Annotated in this window: 18 protein-coding genes and 1 pseudogene; 8 read left to right on the forward strand and 11 right to left on the reverse strand. The window is 66.3% G+C overall.

Annotation, left to right across the window (positions count from 1 at the left end; translation table 11 throughout):
• Positions 1–125: pseudogene (locus HZZ16_RS37455) on the reverse strand (invasion associated locus B family protein); the annotation flags it as partial.
• 258 nt (positions 126–383) lie between these two features.
• Here HZZ16_RS37455 and HZZ16_RS24365 point away from each other — a divergent pair.
• From HZZ16_RS24365 to HZZ16_RS24375, 3 genes are all read left to right on the forward strand, one after another.
• Positions 384–2228: an extracellular solute-binding protein gene (locus tag HZZ16_RS24365; protein ID WP_197952551.1), complete on the forward strand. Its 1845-nt coding sequence runs from the start codon at positions 384–386 to the stop codon at positions 2226–2228.
• Positions 2229–2232: 4 nt separating this feature from the next.
• A complete protein-coding gene (locus tag HZZ16_RS24370) occupies positions 2233–3735 on the forward strand; it encodes a class I adenylate-forming enzyme family protein (protein ID WP_197952414.1) in 1503 nt (500 codons plus the stop codon).
• An 85-nt stretch (positions 3736–3820) separates the two neighbouring features.
• Positions 3821–5044, forward strand: coding sequence for a GGDEF domain-containing protein (locus HZZ16_RS24375; RefSeq protein ID WP_197952415.1), 1224 nt, complete (start codon positions 3821–3823; stop codon positions 5042–5044).
• A gap of 138 nt (positions 5045–5182) precedes the next feature.
• Here HZZ16_RS24375 and mfd read toward each other — a convergent pair whose 3' ends face one another.
• A complete protein-coding gene (gene mfd, locus HZZ16_RS24380; protein ID WP_197952416.1) occupies positions 5183–8701 on the reverse strand; it encodes a transcription-repair coupling factor in 3519 nt (1172 codons plus the stop codon).
• A complete protein-coding gene (locus tag HZZ16_RS24385; RefSeq protein ID WP_197952417.1) occupies positions 8698–8988 on the reverse strand; it encodes an FAD assembly factor SdhE in 291 nt (96 codons plus the stop codon). The genes mfd and HZZ16_RS24385 overlap by 4 nt, the downstream gene beginning before the upstream one ends.
• Before the next feature lie 257 nt (positions 8989–9245).
• Here HZZ16_RS24385 and recG point away from each other — a divergent pair, with 257 nt between their 5' ends.
• Positions 9246–11354, forward strand: coding sequence for an ATP-dependent DNA helicase RecG (recG, locus tag HZZ16_RS24390; protein ID WP_197952418.1), 2109 nt, complete (start codon positions 9246–9248; stop codon positions 11352–11354).
• A gap of 24 nt (positions 11355–11378) precedes the next feature.
• Here recG and HZZ16_RS24395 read toward each other — a convergent pair whose 3' ends face one another.
• The 5 genes from HZZ16_RS24395 to glmS form a co-directional block, all read right to left on the reverse strand.
• Positions 11379–11750 carry a VOC family protein gene (locus HZZ16_RS24395; protein ID WP_197952419.1) on the reverse strand — a complete coding sequence of 124 codons (372 nt, stop codon included), beginning with the start codon at positions 11748–11750 and terminating at the stop codon, positions 11379–11381.
• 96 nt (positions 11751–11846) lie between these two features.
• Entirely contained in the window at positions 11847–12536 is a 690-nt protein-coding gene (locus tag HZZ16_RS24400) for a helix-turn-helix transcriptional regulator (RefSeq protein ID WP_197952420.1), read from the reverse strand.
• 64 nt (positions 12537–12600) lie between these two features.
• Positions 12601–13458: an NAD(P)-dependent oxidoreductase gene (locus HZZ16_RS24405; protein ID WP_197952421.1), complete on the reverse strand. Its 858-nt coding sequence runs from the start codon at positions 13456–13458 to the stop codon at positions 12601–12603.
• A 104-nt stretch (positions 13459–13562) separates the two neighbouring features.
• Positions 13563–14339 (reverse strand): DUF502 domain-containing protein, encoded by a 777-nt coding sequence (locus tag HZZ16_RS24410; RefSeq protein ID WP_197952422.1) that lies wholly within the window; start codon positions 14337–14339, stop codon positions 13563–13565.
• A gap of 83 nt (positions 14340–14422) precedes the next feature.
• Positions 14423–16249, reverse strand: a complete 1827-nt coding sequence (gene glmS, locus HZZ16_RS24415; RefSeq protein ID WP_197952423.1) for a glutamine--fructose-6-phosphate transaminase (isomerizing) — start codon at positions 16247–16249, stop codon at positions 14423–14425.
• A gap of 222 nt (positions 16250–16471) precedes the next feature.
• Here glmS and HZZ16_RS24420 point away from each other — a divergent pair, with 222 nt between their 5' ends.
• Complete coding sequence (locus tag HZZ16_RS24420; RefSeq protein ID WP_036012532.1) at positions 16472–16690, forward strand: hypothetical protein; 219 nt, start codon at positions 16472–16474, stop codon at positions 16688–16690.
• 6 nt (positions 16691–16696) lie between these two features.
• On the opposite strand, the gene glmU is transcribed toward HZZ16_RS24420, so the two are convergent.
• Positions 16697–18052 (reverse strand): bifunctional UDP-N-acetylglucosamine diphosphorylase/glucosamine-1-phosphate N-acetyltransferase GlmU, encoded by a 1356-nt coding sequence (gene glmU / locus HZZ16_RS24425; protein WP_197952424.1) that lies wholly within the window; start codon positions 18050–18052, stop codon positions 16697–16699.
• Positions 18053–18227: 175 nt separating this feature from the next.
• On the opposite strand from glmU, the gene HZZ16_RS24430 reads away from it, so the two are divergent.
• Both HZZ16_RS24430 and HZZ16_RS24435 read left to right on the forward strand, forming a co-directional pair.
• On the forward strand, positions 18228–19601 hold the full coding sequence (locus HZZ16_RS24430) for a hypothetical protein (protein ID WP_197952425.1): 1374 nt from the start codon (positions 18228–18230) through the stop codon (positions 19599–19601).
• Between the two features lie 138 nt (positions 19602–19739).
• Complete coding sequence (locus HZZ16_RS24435) at positions 19740–19895, forward strand: hypothetical protein (protein ID WP_197952426.1); 156 nt, start codon at positions 19740–19742, stop codon at positions 19893–19895.
• A gap of 33 nt (positions 19896–19928) precedes the next feature.
• On the opposite strand, the gene HZZ16_RS24440 is transcribed toward HZZ16_RS24435, so the two are convergent.
• Complete coding sequence (locus HZZ16_RS24440; protein WP_197952427.1) at positions 19929–20075, reverse strand: hypothetical protein; 147 nt, start codon at positions 20073–20075, stop codon at positions 19929–19931.
• Between the two features lie 152 nt (positions 20076–20227).
• Between HZZ16_RS24440 and HZZ16_RS24445 the strand changes: the two genes are divergently transcribed.
• On the forward strand, positions 20228–20608 hold the full coding sequence (locus tag HZZ16_RS24445; protein WP_036012544.1) for a hypothetical protein: 381 nt from the start codon (positions 20228–20230) through the stop codon (positions 20606–20608).
• On the opposite strand, the gene HZZ16_RS24450 is transcribed toward HZZ16_RS24445, so the two are convergent.
• Positions 20568–22127, reverse strand: a complete 1560-nt coding sequence (locus HZZ16_RS24450) for a glycoside hydrolase family 17 protein (RefSeq protein ID WP_376707589.1) — start codon at positions 22125–22127, stop codon at positions 20568–20570. The two genes, HZZ16_RS24445 and HZZ16_RS24450, sit on opposite strands and share 41 nt — an antisense overlap.
• Positions 22128–22183 lie beyond the last annotated feature (56 nt).

The raw sequence follows: 22183 nt of genomic DNA on the forward strand, positions 1-22183 counted from the left end.
GCGCCGGGGGCCGGCGCAGGGGTCTGGGCCTCGGCGGCAAACGGAACGGCCAACGCCGTCGCCGTCAACAGGGCGAGAAGTCGCCCGCGCGGCCGGACGGACGCGGCCAAGTAACGGAAATTCATTGCGGAAAACCCTTTCTGAACGGGAAGTGCCCGAACCGCTCCGAAGCGCCGAACCTGGCCGCCTTGGGCGCGGCTCTCTCCCCGTCAATTGAGGCGGATAAGTGACGGGCTCGACGCTCTTGCGCGATTGGGTGCCTTCTTAACGTGGCCGACGAAAAGATCAATGCCGACAAGCGTCTTTGGCCGGTTTGCTGCGAAAGCCCGATCAAATTCCCTGTGATAAGATTCGCCCGACGGTCCTCGAATCACCCTGTGCCGATGTTCATGTTCCAGCGCGTCTTCGAGGGCCCCGGCCTCCGCCTCTGTGCGGTTGCCCTTGCGCTTACCGGGGTGCTGTCGGCCGGCGCTGCCGCGGCCGAGGAGGCCCACGCGATCGCCATGCACGGCAAGCCGGCGATGCCCGCCGACTTCAGCCACATGCCCTACGCCAACCCCGATGCCCCCAAGGGGGGCCGCCTGACCTGGGGCATTCTCGGTACCTTCGACAGCCTCAATCCGTTCATCGTGAGGGGATTGGCGGTGCAGCCGGTCCGCAACTACGTGGTCGAGAGCCTGCTGGCGCGCGGACAGGACGAGCCGTTCACGCTGTACGGCCTGCTCGCCAGGACCGTCGAAACCAATGACGAGCGAAGCTTCGTCACTTTCCGTCTCGATCCCCGCGCCCGCTTCTCCGACGGCAAGCAGGTCGCGGCCGAGGATGTGCTGTTCTCCTGGCAGCTGCTGCGCGACCACGGCCGCCCCAATCACCGGCAGTACTATGCCAAGGTCGCCAAGGCCGAAACGCCCGATCCCCTCACCATCCGATTCGACCTAACCGGCGCCAACGACCGCGAGCTGCCGCTGATTCTCGGCCTGATGCCGATCCTGCCGAAGCACGCGATCGACGTCGCGACCTTCGAGGAAACGACGCTGACGGCGCCGCTCGGCTCAGGCCCCTATCGCATCACGGCGGTGAAGCCTGGCGCCAGCGTGACACTCACGCGCAATTTCGACTATTGGGGCCGCGACCTCGCCATCAATCGCGGGCTCTACAATTTCGACGAGATCAGGCTCGACTATTTTCGCGAGGCCAACGGCCAGTTCGAGGCGTTCAAGCGCGGCTTGTACGATTTCCGCGTCGAGCACGAGCCGCTGCGCTGGCACGACGGCTACAACTTTCCGGCCGCCAAAAGCGGCGAGGTGATCCGCGACACCGTCAAACCCGGCCTGCCGCAGCCCTCCGAATTCCTGGTGTTCAACACCCGCCGTCCTGTCTTCGCCGACATCCGCGTGCGTCAGGCCCTGACGCTGCTGTTCGATTTCGAGCTGGTCAACCGCAGCTATTTCTTCGGGCTCTATTCGCGTGCGGCCGGCTACTTCGCCGGCTCGGAACTGTCGGCCTATGGCAGGCCTGCGGATCCGCGCGAGCGCGAGCTGCTCAAACCTTTCGCCGCACAGATCCCGCCCGGCATCATGGACGGCAGCTACCGCCTGCCGGTCACCGACGGATCCGGTCGCGACCGGACCACGCTGCGCGCCGCGCTGAATCTGCTGTCGGAGGCCGGCTACGATCTCGACGGCACCGTGCTGCGCAACCGCGCGACCAAGGCGCCGTTCACCTTCGAGATCATGGTGACGACACGCGACCAGGAGCGCATCGCGCTCGCGTTCCAGCGCGACCTCAGGCGCGCCGGCATCGAGGCCAGCGTGCGCTCGGTCGATCCCGTGCAATTCGACCAGCGCCGGCTCGGCTACGAGTTCGACATGATCCAGAACCGCTGGGACCAGTCGCTGTCGCCCGGGAACGAGCAGTATTTCTATTGGGGCAGCGCGGCCGCCGACAATCCGGGCACCCGCAACTACATGGGCGCCAGGGATGCCGCCGTCGATGCCATGATCGCCGCCCTGCTCGAGGCCCGTGAACATACGGATTTCGTTTCGGCGGTGCGCGCGCTTGACCGCGTCCTGATCGCGGGTTTCTACACAATCCCGCTGTTTAACGTATCGGAGCAATGGATCGCGCGCTGGAATCGGATAGAACGGCCCAAGGCCACCTCGCTCTCGGGCTATTTGCCGGAGACCTGGTGGTCGAAGGGGCAGCCGCAAGCTGATCAAGCGAAGTGACGCCGTGAACCAGCCAGCCATATCGCCGACGCTCGACACATTGTTTCAGCGCACGCTGACGCGGCAGCCGCACGCGACCGCCCTGCTCGATCCGCTCAACAAGGCGCGCATCACCGGGCACCAGCCGCGGCGGATGACCTATACCGAGGCCGATACCGCCATCGAGGCGCTGTCGGCGCATTTCGTCGAATCGGGCCTGCCGGCCAATTCCGTGATCGCAATCCAGTTGCCCAACACGGTTGAGTACGTGCTGACCGTGCTCGCCGCGCATCGCGCCGGCCTCGTCGTCGCCGTGCTGCCGCTGCTCTGGCGCCATGCGGAACTGACCGCCGCGCTCAACCGCACCGCCGCGCGCGCCATCGTCACCATGAGCACGGTCGACGGCGTCAGCTTTGCCGATCTCGCCATGCACGCCGCGGCCGAGGCGTTCTCTATCCGGCACGTCTACGGCTTCGGAAGCGACCTGCCCGAAGGCATGGCTTCACTCGACGACGTCCTGGCACGCCCGCCCGGCACCACGCGCGCCGTGATCCAGGACGGCCGCAAGGCGGCCATGATCTCTTTCGACGTCACGGCGGAGGGCTTCAGGCCGGTGCCGCGGCCGCATTTCAGCCTGATCGCGGGCGGCCTTGCGATGTCGCTCGAAGCCGACATCAAGCAGGGCGCGACCTTGATGGCGGCGTTCACGCCGATGTCGTTCGCAGGGCTCGCCTCCTCGCTCGCGGTGTGGCTGCTCTCGGGCGGCACGATGGCGCTGCATCATCCGTTCGAAAACGATGTGCTGGAGCAGCAGATCAACGAGCACGAATGCGAGGTGCTGATCGCGCCGGCGCAGCTTGCGCTGCGGCTTGGCGATGCCGACCTCGCGGCGCGGATGCCCACTTTGCGCAATGTCATCGGCCTGTGGCGCGCGCCCGAGCAGGTCGCCGCGAGCGATGCCTGGATCGCGCCGCACGCGCCGCTGACCGACGTCTATCTGTTCGGCGAGGCCGGATTGTTCGGCGCCCGCCGCGGCGAGGACGGCATGCCGGTGCCGGTGATGCCGGGGCCGCACGGCGCTCCGCGCGAGCAGTCCGGCTCTTCCATCGCCGGCGAGATCCTGCTGACGCCGAAGGGCACGCTCGGCCTGCGCGGTGCGATGGTGCCGATCGCGGCCTACGCCCCGCCGCAGCCGGTCGGCGAGACGCTGACGGCACAGCCGCCGCGCGACTATGTCGACACCGGCTATGCCGCGCGGCTCGACCGCCCAAGCGGCGCGATCTGCATCACCGCGCCGCCCTCCGGCATCATGGCCGTCGGCGGCTATCGCTTCCTCTCCAACGACCTGCAGGAATGGGCGCGCCGGCTCGGCCAGGGCGCGCTGCTCACGGCGCTGCCCGATCGCCTCTCCGGCCACCGGCTCGCCGGGCGCGCCCAGGACAATGCCCGTGCCCGCGAGGCGCTCAGCCAGCTCGGGCTTAACCCCCTGATGGTCGAAGCTTTTCGCGACCGCTCCGGGCCGGTCTAGGCACAGTTTTGCCACGCCCGTTGACGCCGCATTAAGGCGGCCAACCTAGATTGCGCGACATCTGTTGCGTGATCAGAGTCTCCGAATGTCCCAGGCGGGCCCGATCCTATTTGTGTCCGATGCCGAACGCCCCGCCTTCGTGGCGGCGCTGGACGAGGCCCGGCTCTTTCCCGTTGTCGACACCGACTGGGCTAGCGCGACGTGCGCGGTCGAGGAGGTGCAGCCGGCCGCGGTTCTCGCTGCGGTGCATGCCGGACACGAGGCGCATGTGACGCGGCTTGCTCAGAAGATCGCCGCTCAATCGCCTTACCTGCCCTTCGTGGCTCTGGACGCGGCGGGCACGCTGCCGCACAACGCCCTGCCCTTCTCCTCGCGCGGCGGCAATCCCGACCGGGTGATCGCGCGGCTCCGCGCTGCGCTGCGCGTGCGGACATTGCATACGACGGTTCTGCGCCGGCTGCCCGAAGTGAAGGTCGCGCTGCCGCAAGGCGATCCCGCACGCGATGCCACCGTGCTCCTGATCGGCCGCGGCGCGGCCTATCCAGCGCTCTCGGTCGCGCTCGGCGAACGCGTCGGCGTGGTCGGTGCGCTCTCGATCGAGGCGGCCGCAAAACATCTCAACACCCGCGATCTCGACGGCGTCGTGCTGGCCGAAGGTTTTACCGCGCGCGTGACCGATGCGTTTCTGACCGTGCTCGCCGAAGACACCCGCTTCCGCAGCCTGCCCGTGGTCGTCACCGCCCATCAGCTCACCCAGAGCTACGACCTGCCCAATCTCGAGCTGATCGCGGGCGAGCCGGCGAGGATCGCGGCCAACGCGCTGCCCTTGATCCGCCAGCATGCCATGGAAGCGCAGCTGAGCCGCACGCTGCGCTCGATCGATGCTGGCGGCTGGCTCGATCCGCGCAGCGGCCTGCTCACGGTGGAAGCCTTCGCCCGCGATTTCGCCAAGGCGGTCGAGCAGACGCTGGCGCGCGGCGGCGACCTCTCGGTCGCGCGCTTCGCCTTCGATCCCAACAATCCCCGCGCCCAGCTCGACGGCGCCCGCATCCTCAGCCGCCTGATGCGGCAGATGGATTTCGGCGCCGCGCAGAAGGACGGCTCGGTCATCGTGGTGTTCGCGGAGACCGACTTCCGCACCGCGCACATGATCGCGCGCCGCCTGTCGGCGGTGATGCGTCACACTTCGAACGGCAAGCACGAGATGCGCAGCGATCCCGTCGTCAGCGTGGACTCGCTGTCGCCGTCGGATACGGCAAGGTCCTTGCTGGCGCGACTGTCGGCGGACGCGTCACGAGCGGCGTCGTAGTCACGATCTCTCTGCTGTAGGGTGGGCAAAGCGAAGCGTGCCCACCACATCTCGCGTCTCGGAAAAATGGTGGGCACGGCGCAAGAGCGCCTTTGCCCACCCTACGGCACTCGCAATGACGCGGTGAGTCTGGTGCCTCTACGCCGCCTTCTTGCTCTCGGCGAGCTGCGCCAGCTGCCGCATGATCTCGGTCGTGCCCGCGAGCCGCTCTTCCGGCGTTTCCCAGTCCTGCAGGAACACCACCTTCATGTCGGGCCGCACCTTGGCGGCCTGGCCGTAGCTGCGGATGAAGCTCACGAGGCGATCGGGATAGGCGAAGGAATTGTCGCGGAAGACGATGACGGCGCCCTTCGGGCCGGCGTCGATCTTCTCGACATTGGCCCTGCGGCAGAACGCCTTGATCGCGGCGACCTTGAACAGATAGCGCACCTCGTCCGGCAGCACGCCGAAGCGGTCGCGCATCTCGGCGCCAAAGTTCTCGATCTCCTCCTCGGTGTCGAGATCGGCGAGGCGCCGGTACAGCGACAGCCGCACCGAGAGGTCGCTGACATAGTCCTCCGGAATGAGCACGGGCATGCCGATCGTGATCTGCGGCGACCAGCGGTCGGCGGCGGGCTCGGAGACGCCGGCCTTAAGGTTGACGATCGCCTCCTCCAGCATCGATTGATAGAGTTCGAAGCCCACCTCCTTGATGTGGCCGGACTGTTCCTCGCCGAGCAAATTGCCGGCGCCGCGAATGTCGAGGTCGTGGGAGGCGAGCTGGAAGCCGGCGCCCAGCGTCTCCAGCGATTGCAGCACGGTGAGCCGGCGCTCGGCCTGCGCGGTGATCTTCTGCTGCGCCGGCAGCGTGAACAGCGCATAGGCCCGCAGTTTTGAGCGGCCGACGCGACCGCGCAGCTGGTAGAGCTGGGCAAGGCCGAACATGTCGGCGCGATGCACGATCAGCGTGTTGGCGTTGGGAATATCGAGGCCGGACTCGACGATCGTGGTCGACAACAGAATGTCGAACTTGCCGTCGTAGAACGCGGTCATGATGTCCTCGATCACCGCGGGCGGCATCTGCCCGTGCGCGACCGCGACCTTCATCTCGGGCACGTTCTTGTCGAGGAAGTCCTTGACCTCGGCGAGGTCGTCGATGCGCGGCACGACGTAGAACGCCTGGCCGCCGCGATAACGCTCGCGCAAGAGCGCCTCGCGGATCATCAGGGGATCGTGCGGGGCGACGAAGGTGCGCACCGCCAGGCGATCCACCGGGGGCGAGGCGATGATGGAGAGCTCGCGGACGCCGGTCAGCGCCAGCTGCAGCGTGCGCGGAATCGGCGTCGCCGACAGCGTCAGCACGTGCACCTCGGCGCGCAGGGCCTTCAGCCGCTCCTTGTGGCTGACGCCGAAATGCTGCTCCTCGTCGACGATGAGCAGGCCTAGGTCGCGAAACTTGATGGTCTTGCCGAGCAGCGCGTGGGTGCCGACGACGATGTCGACCGAGCCGTCGGTGAGGCCCTTCTTGACCTCGTTGAGCTGCTTGGTCGGGATCAGGCGCGAGGCCTGCGCGACGTTGACAGGGAAGCCTTTGAACCGCTCGCTGAAGGTCCGGTAGTGCTGGCGCGCCAGCAGCGTGGTCGGCACCACGACCGCGACCTGCTTGCCGTCGAGCGCAACCGCGAAAGCGGCACGCAGCGCCACCTCGGTCTTGCCGAAGCCGACATCGCCGCAGATCAGGCGATCCATTGGGCGGCCCTTTTCGAGATCCTTCAGCGTGGACTCGATCGCGCCCAGCTGGTCCTCGGTCTCGTCATAGGGGAAGCGCGCGCAGAACTCGTCGTAGAGGCCCTGCTGCACCGGCAGTTTCGGCGCCTCGTGCAGCATGCGCTCGGCCGCGATCTTGATCAGCTCGCCCGCGATCTCGCGGATGCGGTTCTTCAGTTTTGCTTTTCGGGTCTGCCAGCCGCTTCCTCCCAGGCGATCCAGCTCGACACTGGTCTGGTCCGAGCCGTAGCGCGACAGCAGCTCGATGTTCTCGACCGGGAGGAACAGTTTCGTCTCGGCGGCATAATGCAGCTCGAGGCAGTCATGCGGCGCGCCGGCGACGTCCAGCGTCTGCAGGCCGATGAAGCGACCGATGCCGTGATCGACGTGAACGACGATGTCGCCGGCAGTGAGGCTCGTCACCTCCGAGATGAAATTGTCGAGCTTGCGACTGGCCTTGCGCGACCGCACCAGGCGATCGCCGAGGATGTCCTGCTCGCTTATGACGGCAATCTCGTCGGTCTCGAAGCCGCTTTCGAGACCGAGCACCGCGAGCATGGTCTCGTTGCGCGGCGTCGCCTGCACCGTGCGCCAGGAATTGACGCTTGTGGTGTGGGCGAGCTTGTGGTCGCGCAGCATCGAATTCATGCGGTCGCGCGAGCCCTCCGTCCACAGCGCGATCACGACCTTCTTGCGCTGCGCCTGCAGCGCCATGACGTGGCTGACCACGGACTCGAACACGTTGACATTGCTGTCGTTGCGCTCCGGCGCGAAATCGCGGCCTTTGCGTGCGCCGGCATCGACCACGCCGGCGCCGTCGATCGGCACCGAGAACGGCGTCAGCCGCGCCAGCGGGATCGCGCCGAGGCGCTCGGTCCATTCCTCCTCGGTCAGATACAGCCGGTCAGGCGGCAGCGGCTTGTAGATCGCGCCGCCGCCGGGATGCTCCATCGCCTCGCGCCTGGCCTCGTAATAGTCGAGGATCTGCTTGAAGCGCTCGCGCACGGCGTCCTCGGCCTGCGGCTCGATCGCGATCGCAGCGCCTTGCAGGTAATCGAACAGCGTGTCCATCCGGTCCTGGAACAGCGGCAGCCAGTGCTCCATGCCGGGATGGCGCCGGCCTTCGCTGACCGCTTCATACAGCGCATCGTCGCGCTCGGGCGCGCCGAACTCGGCGACATAGCCCATGCGGAATCTGCGGATGGTGTCGGTGACGAGCTGGAATTCGGAGACCGGCACGAGGTCGAGCGAACGCATGTCGAGCAGCGTGCGCTGGGTTTCAGCGTCGAAGGAGCGGATCGATTCCAGGCTGTCGCCGAAGAAGTCGAACCGCACCGGCTGCTCGAGGCCCGCCGGAAACAGATCCAGAATGCCGCCGCGCACGGCGTATTCGCCGGGCTCGCGCACGGTCGAGGAGCGGTTGTAGCCATTGTGCTCGAGCCAGGCCACGACGGTGTCCATCGGCACGACATTGCCCGGCGCGACCGACAACGCCTGCGCCGCGACGAGCTCGCGCGCAGGCACGCGCTGCACCACCGCGTTCACCGTGGTCAGCACGATCAGCGGCTTGTCGCTGCCGGTGAGCGGGGCCAGCCGCGCCAGCGTGGTCAGGCGCTGCGCGAGAATGCCGCCATGTGGCGAGACGCGGTCATAGGGCTGGCAATCCCAGGCCGGAAAGGTCAGCACCGGCAGATCGGGTGCGAAGAACCGCAAGCCGCGTTCGAGCGACTGCATGCGCGCACCGTCGCGGCAGACGACCGCAAGGCTGACGGCCGGCTTCGTCGGCCGCGCCGCGATGGCACGGGCGAGATCGGAGACGACGAGGCCTTCGGCACCTTCCGCAACATTAGCAAGCGTCAGCGCGCGGCCGGGCGCGAGCAGCTCGGCCGGAGATTTCATCCCCTGCTTCATGCGTTGCCGTCCGCGATCGGAAACGCCTTGATGCGGGCAAACAGCCCACCGGTGACGTCGGCCGGCAGCACCTTGTCGCCGGTAATGGCGGCATAGAGATCGGGATCGTTGACCTCGAGTAGGCGCTCGAGCTCGCCGAGCTCGGCGTCGGACAAATTGCCGATCTCGGCATCCGCGAAGCGGCCGAGAATCAGGTCCATCTCGCGCGTGCCGCGGTGCCAGCAGCGGAACAGAAGGCGCTTGCGGCGCTCATCCAGCCCGCTGCTCGATCGTGTCGTTCCCGTCATGTCTCGAATCCAGTCAAACGCAGAAAGCCCGGACGTGCCGGGCGGGGGTGATATAGCCACTCGGACCCCCGGTGTCAGCCCTTTGTTATTGCATTTGTTTGGGGACCGTCATTGCCGGGCTTGACCCGGCAATCCATCGTCCTTGAAAAGATGGATGCGCGGGTCCCTGCTCCGCCAAAGGCTTCGCGGGGCTTCCGATTTCGGGCCGGCGAAGCCTTGCGAAGACGGCAACCCCGCGCATGACGAATGTTGCGAGAATGCGCCCCAGCCTGCTCAATCCGCTGTTTGCTCCCGTGACCAGCCTGCCCGGCGTCGGTCCGAAGCAGGACAAGCTGTTGCAGTACCTGCTCAGCCGGAGCGAGACGCCGCGGCTGGTCGATCTGCTCTTGCATCTGCCGAGCCAGGTGATCGACCGCCGGGCGCGACCGAAGATCCGCGACGCGGCGGTTGGAACCATGGTGACGCTGGAGGTCACCGTCGATCGCCACCGCCCGCCGCCGCCGCGCAACGCACGCGCGCCGTATCTGGTCTATGCGAGCGACGATACCGGCGACGTGGTGCTGACCTTCTTTCGCGCAAAGCCGGGCTATGTCGAGAAGCTGCTGCCGGTCGGTGCGAAACGCTACGTCTCCGGCACGCTGCAGATGTACGACGGCATCCCGCAGATCGTCCATCCCGATCGGGTGCTCGACGAGGAGGCGATCTCGAAGCTGTCGGGGATCGACCCGGTCTATCCGCTGACGGAAGGGCTCGCGCTCGGCTCGCTCCGCCGCGCGATCGCGCAGGCGCTGCAAAAGCTTCCCGCGCTGCCGGAATGGATCAGTCCGGAGGTGCTGCGCCGCTGCGACTTCCCGTCGATCGCGGAAGCGCTCAACCGCGTGCACCAGCCGGTCGAGCTGACCGACATCCTGCCCGACCGGCCGTTCTGGTCGCGCCTCGCCTTCGACGAGCTCTTGGCCGGCCAGCTCGCGCTTGCCCTGATCCGCGCGCAGCTGCGCCGCCCCGCCGGCGTGCGCAATGCCGGCGACGGGCATCTGCGCAACAAGATCATCGATGCCTTGCCTTACGCGCTCACACCGTCCCAGCGCAACGCTGCGGCCGCGATCGCCGAAGACCTCAAACAGCCGGTGCGCATGCTGCGCCTGCTGCAGGGTGACGTCGGCTCCGGCAAGACGGTGGTGGCGCTGCTCGCGGCAGCCGCAGTGGCCGAGGTCGGCAAGCAGGCCGCGCTCATGGCCCCGACCGAAATCCTGGCACGCCAGCACATCAAGACCATCGCCCCGCTCGCCGAGCGCGCGGGGATGCGGGTCGCCATCCTCACAGGCCGCGAGAAGGGCAAGGAGCGGAATGAGATCATCGCTCAGCTCGCCGATGGCGAGATCGACCTGCTCGTCGGCACCCATGCGCTGATCCAGGACGATGTCGTCTTCAAAGATCTCGCGCTCGCCATCGTCGACGAGCAGCACCGTTTCGGCGTGCGCGAACGCCTCGCGCTGACGTCCAAGGGGGAGGCCGTCGACGTGCTGGTGCTGAGCGCAACCCCGATCCCGCGCACGCTGGTGCTGACCTATTTCGGCGACATGGATATCAGCGAGCTGCGCGAAAAGCCCGCCGGCCGCCAGCCGATCGATACCCGCGCCGTGCCGATGAGCCGCATCGGCGAGGTCATGGAAGGCGTCGGCCGCGCGCTCGAAGCCGGCAAGCTGGTCTACTGGATCTGCCCGCTGGTCGAGGAATCCGAGGCGGAAGGCACCGAGCATCTCACCAACGCGACCAAGCGGTTCGAGACCCTGCAAAAGCGCTTCGGCGACCGCGTCGGCCTCGTCCACGGCCAGATGAAGGGCACCGACAAGGACCGCGTCATGGGCCAGTTCGCCGCGCACGAGATCGGCCTGCTGGTCGCCACCACCGTGGTCGAGGTCGGCGTCGACGTGCCCGCCGCGACCATCATGGTGATTGAGAACGCCGAGCGCTTCGGCCTTGCCCAGCTGCACCAGCTCCGCGGCCGCATCGGGCGCGGCTCGGAGGCGTCAACCTGCATCCTGCTCTATGGCGAGCCGCTCGGCGAGATGTCGAAGGCCAGGCTGAAAGTGATCCGCGAGACCACCGACGGCTTCCGCATTGCCGAGGAGGACTTGAAGCTGCGCGGCGAAGGCGACGTGCTGGGCGTGCGCCAGAGCGGCCTGCCCGGCTACCGCATCGCGCGCCCGGAGGTGCACGGCCAGCTGATCGCCCAGGCGAGAGACGAAGCGCTGCGGATCCTCAAGGAGGATCCCAAGCTGAAGGGCGAGCGCGGCGAGGCGCTGCGCTGCCTGCTGTATCTCTACGAGCGGGATGAGGCCATTCCGCTGATTGGGGCGGGATAGACCAAGCATGCCAGCTCCGCGGGCTCATGCGGCCTCCGGCGCGAACACGCGCAAGCGATGACCATCAGGATCGAGCGCGACGAAGGTCGTGCCGAAGTCCATCCGGGTCGGCGCCTGGGCGATGGCAAGGCCGCGCATTTTCCAGGCCGTGTGTGTCTCATGCACGGCGGTCGCGTCGTTGACCGTAAACGCCACTTCGCTGCTGCCCGGCTGTCCCGCGGTCTTCGGTTCGACGGTGGCGCGCGACCACAAGCCGAGCATCACGCCGTCCCGCAACGGCAGCATGGCGAATGTCGGCGACTGCTCGATGATCGGGATACCCAGCAACTCGTTGTAGAATTTGGCGCTTGCCGCCGGGCTTTCGACATGGAGCAACAGGAAGCTGAAGTCTGGCATGTGAGGTCTCCTCGTTCGGCGCTCGATAACGTGACCGCGACGCAGAAACCTATAGCTCGGCATGCTGTCAGTTTGTGTCAGCAGTCTCGGTGCCGATCACTGCTCCGGCACGCCCTCCAAAGCGCGCCATTCCTTCAACAACGCCGCGCGCCGTCGTGGATAGCGTTTGGCCGTCGATTTCAGCGCCGTGATGCGGTCCGTCCGGAAGTGCCGGAAGCCGTCACGAAGCTCGCACCAGGCGACGACGACGCGCACGCGATCGAAAAAGGCGAGAGCGAACGGCCAGATCGTGCGCCGCGATGGACTTCCCTTGCCGTCGGCATAAGCAATCTGCATCTTGCGCTCGGCACGGATCGCGTCGCGGATCGATGCGAGCTCGGTATCACCGGCCGCGAGCGCTTCGCCCGGGCCGATCAGCAGGCTCGACGCATCAAGGCTCGTGCGCAAGTCGTCCGGAAGCACCGCTCCGATCTTGGCGAGTGCGTTGCGCGCGGCATCGCCGAGTGGCTGATCGGCGCGTTCCGCCACCCATCGTGAGCCAAGCACCAGCGCCTCGATCTCCTCCTCGCTGAACATCAGCGGCGGCAGCATGAAGCCGGGCCGCAGCACGTAGCCGACGCCGGCCTCGCCCTCGATGTGCGCGCCTTGTGCCTTCAAGGTCTCGATGTCGCGGTAGAGCGTGCGGAGCGACACGCCGACCGAGTCGGCGAGCGCGGCGCCCGCGACCGGACGTCGATGACGGCGCAGCACCTGAATCAGTTCGAGCAGTCGTTGCGAGCGGGACATGGGCAGGCCTCGGGCGAGGCATACTACGTCATGCCGCCAAGACACGGCAGTATCAGAACGCGGCCTAGGTCTTCTTGCGCGCGATGCTCGCCGCGAAAGCCCTCATCAATGCGGCATCCACGGCCTCCCCCTTCGCATCCTCCGCCAGGTGCTCGAACCACCTCGCAAAGCCCTCGTAGATCTGGCTGGCCGGATGCGCGGGTCCGAGGAAGCCGGAGATCTCCCGCATCTCGGCGACCCAGCGATAGGCCTTCGGGATCATGTCGGGCAGCGCGACTTCGAGCCGCGCCAAGATCGCGGGCTGGCTGAGCGCGAGTTCGTCGCGCAGCGCATCGGCGGCGCCCGCTTTCGTGGCCGCGATTACCATGGCCGAGCCGATTCCGGCGAGACCCTTGACGATGCCGGCATAGGACATTTTCAACGCCGACGCCGCGCCGACCGGGCCTTCGACGATCCGCACGTCGAGGCCGAGATCCTTCAGAACGGCGACGTCCTTGGCGCGCTCGCCCGACATGTAGAAGGCCGGGCTCTTGCCCCCTCGCTGCGGCGGAAAGCCGATGATGCCGGCATCGACGAACGGCGCCTGCGCCGAGCCGATGATCTCCTCGATCCTGCGCACGGTATCGACATTGACGGCGTTGCAATCGATCACGATCGGCTTCTTCTCGCTTCTGACGATCAGCGCGGCCATCCGTTCGGCCAGCGCGACGGCTTCGCCCGGCGGCACGATCGAGAGGATGATGTCGGCGTCCGCGATCGCCTCGTCCTCGGCGCCGACCATGCCGGCGTCTGCCGCGCGTTTCAGCGTCGCCTCGCTGCGCCCCTTCAAGGACGTCAGCACGCGCGCACCATGTTCGTTGAGACGGCGGGCGACGGCGCTGCCCATCGCGCCAGGGGCGAGAATCGCAATGGTTTTGGACATCGTGCACTCCAGCTCGAACCCGAGCGAGGCGCTCGGTTCGACGTGAGACTAGCAGAGGACGAATGCGCCCGCGTGAACGCGGGCCATCCCGCGCGGGAATGGCCCTACTCCACCTTCGCAGGCTCGGGCTGAATCGCCGACGCATTGGCAATGCGCGCAGCATTCGCCATGCCCGCAAGCGCGGCCGCTTTCTTCGGATCGGGCGTCGAGCCCGGCTGCACGACGCCCGCCGACATGATCAGCGTCGCGGCGTCCTCGGCGGTGAGATCGACCTCGATGATCTTGCTCTTGGGGACATAGAAGAAGAAGCCGGTGGTCGGGTTCGGCGAGCACGGCAGGAACACCGACACATGCTCCTCCTGGCCCGGCAGGCTGCGCGAGATGTCCTCATTCGGCGATTGCGAGATCAGCACGATCGACCACATGCCTGGCGAGGGAAATTCGACCAGGCCGACTTTCCGGAAGCTCGAGCCCTTGCCCGAGAACAGCGTCTCGAACACCTGCTTCAGACCGCGATAGATCGCGCGCACCGCCGGGATCCGGCCGAGAAAGGTCTCGCCGACATCGACCAGCGTGCGGCCGATCAGGTTGGCCGCGAGGAAGCCGACCAGCGTCAGGGTGAAGAATGCGACAATCAGTCCCCAGCCTGGAACGCCATAAGGCAGATAGGTTTCCGGCCGATAGGCCAGCGGCACGAACGGCCGTACCACGCCGTCGACCCAGGTGACGAACCACCAGACCAGATAGAGGGTGATCGCGATCGGCCCCGTCACCACGAGGCCGGTCAGGAAATAATTGCGGAAACGGCCCATCAGGCCGGTATGCGGTTCCGGAACGGGATCAAGAGGCAGAGGCGCAGGCGCGTCGTCGCGGGGGGTCATTCGGGTTCCAGGTCGGTCGCTGCAAACAAGCTAGGGTCTTCTAGCAGGTTTTGGAAGACTGCGGCCGACCGATATCCGATTGCCTATTCCACGGTCACCGATTTCGCGAGATTGCGTGGCTGGTCGACGTCGGTCCCCATCACGACAGCCGTGTGATAGGCGAGCAGCTGCACCGGGACGGCATAGACCATCGGCGTGAAGGCTGCCGCCATGTCGGGCATGACGATGGTGACGAGGGACTCGACCGTCGCCTCCGCCGCGCCCTTGGCGTCGGTCATCAGGATGATATTGCCGCCGCGCGCGGCGACCTCCTGCATGTTGGAGACGGTTTTCTCGAACACGCGGTCGTAGGGCGCGATGACGACGACCGGCATGGTCTCGTCGATCAGCGCGATCGGCCCGTGCTTGAGCTCGCCGGCGGCATAGCCCTCGGCATGGATGTAGGAGATCTCCTTCAGCTTCAACGCACCTTCGAGCGCCAGCGGGAAGCTGGTGCCGCGACCGAGATAGAGCACGTCGCGCGACTTGGCGATCCGGTGCGCGAGCTTCTCGATCTGGAGCTCGCTCGTGAGCGCATCGGCCATCAGGCGCGGGACCTCGACGAGCCCATGGACGAGCTTGGTCTCGTCCTCATCCGACAGTTCGCCGCGCGCCTTGCCGGCCGCGATCGCAAGGTTTGCCAGCACCATGAGCTGACAGGTGAAGGCCTTGGTCGAGGCGACGCCGATCTCGGGTCCCGCGAGCGTCTGCAGCACGGTCTCGCTCTCGCGCGCGATCGTCGAGGTCGGCACATTGACGACCGCGATCGTGTGCACGCCCTCGGCCTTGGCATAGCGCAAGGCCGCCAGCGTATCGGCGGTCTCGCCGGACTGCGAGATGAAGATGGCGAGATCGCCCTTGCGCAAGGGGACCTCGCGGTAGCGAAATTCGGAAGCGACGTCGACCTCGACCGGCAGGCGCGCAAAGCGCTCGAACCAGTATTTGGCGACGTACCCGGCGTAGCTGGCGGTGCCGCAAGCAGTGATGTTGATGCGGCGGATATCGTTGAAATCGAACGGCAGCTCGACCGGCAGCGCGACGCGCTCGGTCGCCATGTCGACGTAGCGCGCCAGCGTGTGGCCGACCACCTCCGGCTGCTCGTGGATCTCCTTGGCCATGAAGTGGCGGTAGTTGGCCTTGTCGACCAGCGAGGTCGAGGCGGCGTGTCTGATCTTGTCGCGCTGGACGGCATGGCCGTCCTTGTCGAAGATCGCGACGCTCTTGCGGGTCAGCACCACCCAGTCGCCGTCCTCGAGATAGCTGATCGTGTCGGTGAACGGGCCGAGCGCGATAGCGTCCGAGCCGAGATACATCTCGCCGTCGCCGTAGCCGATCGCCAGCGGTGGGCCGTTGCGGGCGCCGATCAAGAGGTCGTTGTCGCCGGCGAAGATGAAGCCGAGCGCGAAGGCGCCGCGCAGGCGCGCCAGCGTCAGCTTGACGGCCTCGATGGGCTTTTTGCCGCGCACGAGCAGATCGTCGACGAGATGCAGCACGATCTCGGTGTCGGTCTCGGTGTGGAACACCGTGCCCTTCGCCTCGAGCTCCTCGCGCAGTTCGCGGAAATTCTCGATGATGCCGTTGTGGACCACGGCGACGCGTTCGGTCGCGTGGGGATGGGCGTTGTTGACGGTCGGCTTGCCGTGGGTGGCCCAGCGCGTGTGACCGATGCCGGTGGTACCCTTGAGCGGCTCGGCCTCCAGCCGCTTCTCCAGATTCTTCAGCTTGCCCTCGGCGCGGCGGCGCTCCAGGTGCTTGCCTTCGAGCGTGGCCACGCCCGCGGAATCGTAGCCGCGATATTCGAGACGTTTGAGCGAATCCACCAATTGCTCTGCAACCGGCTCGCGCCCGAGAATGCCGACAATCCCGCACATGCGGATCACTATCCCCCAAATCGTCGAAAAATCGCCTAAACGACGCGCCCGGTTTTTAGCGAAAATCGCAGGGAACCAGATACTCAATAATTATTGCTGATTGAGACAGCACGGGCCCGCGACCGCTGCTTCGCCTGCGTCGAACTGGCCGGCCTTAAACCGCGCGCGTTAACTCGTTGTCAATACATTTGACCAACGATTCCGGATCAGGAGAACAAGGCCATGAAAGGCTCATCCGACCGCAAGGGTCTGTCGTCGATGTATCTGCGCGCCAGCGAGACCACGGGCACGCACCTTGCGCATTGGCCGCCGCCGCTGCGCGGCAAAGAGAACAAGCCCCTTTTCATCAAGCATCCCGAAGGCGAGCCGGTGAAGCGCGCCAAGCCGCGCGGCTGGCGCCTGACCCGTGCGATCTTCTCAGAATTCGCCGACGAAGAATAGCGCCGCTCACTTCTCCGGCTTCTTGCCGCCTGTCTTCATCTCGCGATAGCGCGCCGCGCCGCCTTCCCGGATGGTCTGCTGATTGCGCTCAAGCGCCATCGCGTCGTCGGGTACGTCCTTCGTGATCACCGAGCCCGAGCCGATATAGGCGCCCTTGCCGATCGTCACCGGGGCGACCAGCGAGGAGTTGGTACCGACGAAGGCGCCCTGCCCGATCACCGTCTTGTGCTTCTTGAAGCCGTCGTAGTTGCAGGTGATTGTGCCGGCGCCGATGTTGGAATTGGCGCCAACGCTGGCGTCGCCGATATAGGAGAGATGGTTGACCTTGACGCCGGCCTCCAGCGTCGCCGCCTTGGTCTCCACGAAATTGCCGATCCGCGCGCCGTCGCCGAGCGAGGTGCCGGGCCGCAGCCGCGCATAGGGTCCGATCGAGACGTTTTTGCCGAGCGTGGTCTCGACGATATGCGAGAACGAATGGATCACCGTGCCGTCCGCGATCGACACGCCGGGGCCGATCACGACGAACGGCTCGATCGTGACGTCCTTGCCGAACACGGTGTCAGTGGACAGATACACCGTCTCCGGCGCGATCAGCGTGACGCCGGCCTCCATCGCCGCCTTGCGCAACCGCGCCTGCATCACGCTTTCGGCCTCGGCGAGCTGCGCCTTGGTGTTGATGCCGCGCACCTCGTCCTCGCTGGTCTCGATCACCACCGACTCCCATCCTTGCCTGCGGACGATTTCGACCGCATCCGTCAGATAATATTCGCCCTTGGAATTGGCATTGCCGATCTGCCCGAGAATGTCGAGCGCACGACGGCCGTCGATCGCCATCACGCCGGCGTTGCACAAATCGATCTTGCGCTCGTCCGCGCTGGCGTCGCCTTGCTCGCGGATCGCAACCAGGCGGTCGCCTTCGACGATGAAGCGGCCGTAGCCGGTCGGATCGGCGGCGCGAAAGCCGAGCGCAGCGATGGCGGCCCCGCGGGCGAGCGGCACACGCAGCCGCGCAAAGGTCTCGGCCGAGATCAGCGGCGTGTCGCCGAACGCGATCAGGAGGTCATCGGCGCCGCGTGCGATCGCCTCGCGCGCCGCCAGCACCGCATGCGCGGTGCCGAGCCGCTCGGCTTGCACGAAGGTCAGCGCGTCGGGACGGATGCGCTTGGCTTCATCGGCCACGGCCTGGTGGTCGGGGCCGATCACGACCGCGAGCGAGGTGCCGGTTCCCTTGGGTGCGGCGGCGAGCACATGGGCGAGCAGACTCTGGTGCGCGACCGGATGCAGCACCTTCGGCAAGCTCGATCGCATGCGCGTGCCTTCACCGGCGGCGAGCACGATTGTAAGGCTGGAGCGGGCGGTCATCGAAATCCTGACAGCTGAGGCCGAATCAAAATTGGCGCGGACGGGCGGCAACGCCCTCGGAAGCTATCGCCTTGCTACCCCCGCAAACGCCCGGAATTCAAGTGCGGCGCGCTTTTCCTGTTAATGTTCCCTGATTGATTCGGGGAAGCCGGACGGGGCTGGGCGCTTAACATTCATGGCAAAGGATTCCGACCCACTGGCGGATGCCTTCTCCACCAAGGAGACCGGCGGGCTGTTCTCCGGATTTTTGGCCGAGGAAAGCGCCTTCGACCGGGGCATGATGTGGCGGCTGGGCTCGTGGGGCGTGGCGGCCGTCGGCGCCGTCGTCATTGCCGTGATGGCCAACCAGGCCCAGCTCGGCTGGCGGCGCGATCAGGTCGCGTCCGCCGATCTCGCGCGCCAGGCCGACCGGCTGCAGCTGCTGACCAAGGAGAGCCAGAACGAGGCGCGCCGGCTCGCCGCCGCGATCGAGACGCTGAACAGCGACCGCGACCGGCTGTATTCGCGCGTTACCGTGCTCGAGCAAGGGCTCGATTCCGTAACCGGCGCCATCGCCAAGCAAGCCGCCACGCCACCGTCGGGCGCGAAGCCGCAGGATGCAGCACCAGCGGCCGCAGCTCCCAGCATTGCGCCGGTCGCCTCGACGGCGACGAGCGAGAAGCCGCGCAGCGAAGCCGCCAAAGATACTCAAAAGGATGCTCAGAAGGATGCTCCGAAGGAAACGTTGAAGGAGCCGCCGCAGACCGCGGCCGCCGCCTCGCTCGTGCAACAGAATCCGGCCGTGAGCTCGGCGTTGCCGACGATTCCGCTGGTGCCCGCCAAATCGCTGATGGCGCCACCGGATCCGGCCGCATCGAAGCTGATGCAACCCGAAGCGGTTGAGAAGGCCGCCGAGAAGAAGGCGGAGCCGGCGCCCGCCGCGGCCGAAATCGTGGCGGCAGCAACCAAGCCGCCGGAGCCAGCCGAGAACGAATCCCCTGCCATCGCCGTTCAGCAGACGCGCTTTGCGATCGATCTCGGCGGCGCCAACTCGATCGACGGCCTGCGCGCGCTCTGGCGCGGCGTGACCAAGTCCAACCCGGAGATCGCAGCGCTGCGGCCGATCATCATGATCAAGGAAGGCAGCACGGGTCTCGGCATGCAGCTCCGCCTGGGCGCCGGCCCATTGGTCAATGCCGCCGCCGCCGCAAAATTCTGCGCGAGCCTCGCCGAGAGCGACCGTCATTGCGAGACCACTGTGTTCGATGGCCAGCGCCTGTCGATGCGCGGCTCCGACAAGACGCCGGACAAGGGACAAGAGAAATCTCAAGACAGGGTGCAAGACCGAGTTCAGGACAAGAGCTCCGAGAAGAGCCAGGACGCCGCTCCGCAAGCCGAAACCGCGCCTGTGCCGAACGCAAAGCCCGAGAAGCCGCAGCGCCGCCGCAGCTATTCGTCCAAGCGCTCCAAGCGCGAGGAGCCCGCTCCCCCACCTGCGGCGCAGCCGGCGCCGGCCAAGCCGGAGACCGCGTCGGCGACCTCGACGCTGTCGTCGATCTTCCGGCGCTAGAACGCCCCGTCCGCGACCGAAGCCGCTTGCGCTAACGCCGGCATAGTGACCCGTGTCGATTTGCGGAACATACCAAATGATACGGAAGGGTTTTGCGTAAGAAGGCACTATCCGCCGCGAATTCGATTCGGAGCGGAGATGACGGAAGCGAACTTTCTGCGGGAGCAACTCGCGTTGATCCGCGAACTGGCCGACCGGGCCGACCCCCACATCAAGGAGCGGCTGCTCGCCTTGGCTGAAAAATACGAGCGCCGGCTGGCGGAGCAGAGCCGCAACACGCAAGGCCCCAATTGATCGCCCTTGATCGCGCTTGGCGCAGGCGATGACCTATTCCATCCGCGCCTTTTCCTTCAGATCGCGGATGCGCATCTCCGCCTCGTCCTTGGACTGGACGATCTCCGACCAATCCTCAACCCGGGCCTCCTTGCTCAGCCTTTTGAGCTCGCTCAGCTGCTCCTGCGTCGGCTTGTCCATGCCTCACTCCTAGACCGCAATTTGTTTGGCAACACAATGTTGAGAACCAGCGGGATGCTCACGTGTTCCTCGATGATGCCCGGGCGTTCCGGATCAACAGAAACCTCGCCTGCCCTGTTGCCTGGCCGGGTCTTCCCGACCATATTGCCGCCATGACAAAGAAGCCCTTCCGCCTCACGCCCTACCAGGTGCAGTTCCTGCTCGTGGTCGGATTCGTCACCGTCGGCTGCGCGCTCTACGTGCGCTATCTCGCGATCGAGTTTTCGCAGGTCGCACTCGCCTGCGACGCCGGGCTTCAGACGCTGGTCTGCAAGTCGCGCTCGGTCTCGACCGTGCTGTTCAAGAATTCGGTGTTCGGTATCGTGGCGCTGGTGGTTGCGACGCTGAACCTGATGCGGCCCTCGATCGTGCTGCTCACCGTCGGCCTCATCGCCGCCGGCCTCGGCATCGTGCTCTACAATGTCGTGCTGTCGGGCCTTGCGATCGGCCTGCTCATTCTTGGCTTTGCTCGGCCCGCGCCCGCCACAGCGTGAGGGCGAACAACAGATAGATCGCGCAGGTCCACAGCGACTGCCAATTGTCGCGGCCTTCGTTGAACAGCACGTACACGGCCGACAGCGCCAGCACGCCTGCGAACACCGCTTCGGCGATCGGACGCTGGCCGATCTGCGGCCGGTTCAGCATCAAAAGCGCGAACGGCACCACCGCCATCGTCAGCGTGGCGTAGGGAAAATCCTTGTAACGCGGGTCGAACACGAAGCCGAGCGCGGTCGCGGAAGCGATCACCGCCGTCACTGCCAGCGTCAGGCCGAGCACCGCGGTGAGCTTCGACCATTTCCGCCCCTCGCGCGGGCCGAGCAGATCGAGGAAGGTCGGCAGGCTGCGGCCGATCACCATCGCCTGCGCGCAGAAGATCGGCGACAGGATGCCGGCCAGCAGCAACGCGCCCCAGAGCAGCCAGCCGCCTATCCCGTAGCTCTCGTAATACATCTTGTCGGCGCCGATCCCGAGCAGGATTCCGGCAGTCGTCGCCGAGATGCCGACGCCGAGCCAGGCCGGCAAGCGCGGCGTCCACGGCCGGCGGCGCAGCGTGATCAGCGCGACCGCGAACACCAGCACGGAAAGGCCCATGCCGGCGCCCATGTACCATTTCCAGTACGGGAAATTGCTGATCGGCTGGCCCGGCGGATATTTCAGGCTGCGCCGCACCGAATCGTACAGGCCCCAATAGCCGCCGACGGTGCCTTCCAGCCTGCGCTTCCACGGCTGGTCGTAGGACTCGATCAGGTTGACGCGGAACTTCTGCGCCTTCGCAAGGCTCAGGATTTCCGAGACGACGCGCGCCTGGTTGGTGCGCGAGGGCAGCGCGCCGTCGCGCATGCGGCCCTGGCTCGGCCAGCCGGTTTCGCCGATCAGGATCTCCTTGCCGGGAAACGCCACTGCCATGCGCTCGCGGATGGACTCGACATGGGCGGCGGCGAACTTCGCCTTGATGGGGAAATCCTCCCAGTAAGGCAGGATATGGATCGTGACGAAGTCGACCGCGTCATAGACCTCGCGGTTCTTCAGCCAATATTCCCACACATCGGCATAGGTGACGGGCACGCCGACCTGGGTCTTCACCAAGCGGATGATGGAGACGAGGTCCGCCGTCGTCATCTCACCGCGCAGCAGCACCTCGTTGCCGACGATGACCGCGGTGATGATGTCCGGGAATTGCTTGATGAGGCGAATGGCGAGCCCGGCCTGCTCGTAATTCTTGGTGCGGTTGCTGGAGAGCCAGATGCCCTGCAGCACTTTCAGTCCGCCGACCTTGGCGGCGATCGCCGGCACCTGGTCGAGCCCGTTCTCCATCGAATAGGTGCGGACGCAGTCGGTGATCTCCTTGAGCTGGCGCAGGTCCTGCTCGATCTGGTCGGCCTCGATATGGGTCCATGCGTCCAGCGGCGACTGCTCGCCTCGGAACGGCGCGTAGGAGACGCATTGAACCTTGTCGGCGGGATCGATCGGAGCGCGCGCGAGCGTGATCGGCGTGGCAAGCCACCACCACACGGCAGCGATCGCACCCAACGAAACGAGCAGAAGCGCCAGTGGCGTACGAAGAGAAA

This window comes from Bradyrhizobium glycinis, assembly GCF_016031655.1.
Lineage (GTDB): Bacteria > Pseudomonadota > Alphaproteobacteria > Rhizobiales > Xanthobacteraceae > Bradyrhizobium > Bradyrhizobium glycinis.